This is a genomic window from Domibacillus indicus (assembly GCF_023715895.1).
In the GTDB taxonomy this organism is placed as follows: domain Bacteria; phylum Bacillota; class Bacilli; order Bacillales; family Domibacillaceae; genus Domibacillus; species Domibacillus indicus_A.
This window is the reverse complement of record NZ_JAMBOO010000133.1, coordinates 1-255: the sequence shown is the minus strand read 5'-3', so window position 1 is coordinate 255 and position 255 is coordinate 1. Positions and strand designations below refer to the sequence as shown.

General features: G+C 56.5%; 1 rRNA gene. It reads right to left on the bottom strand.

The window, feature by feature from the left end:
- Positions 1 to 255, bottom strand: a 16S ribosomal RNA gene (locus M3221_RS25960); the annotation flags it as partial.

The window sequence follows — 255 nt, the reverse complement described above, 5'->3', positions numbered from 1 at the left end:
CCGTGTCTCAGTCCCAGTGTGGCCGATCACCCTCTCAGGTCGGCTACGCATCGTCGCCTTGGTGAGCCGTTACCTCACCAACTAGCTAATGCGCCGCGGGTCCATCTGTAAGTGACAGCCGAAGCCGTCTTTCAATCAAGAGCCATGCAGCTCTTGATGTTATCCGGTATTAGCCCCGGTTTCCCGGAGTTATCCCAGTCTTACAGGCAGGTTACCCACGTGTTACTCACCCGTCCGCCGCTAACTTGAACAGAG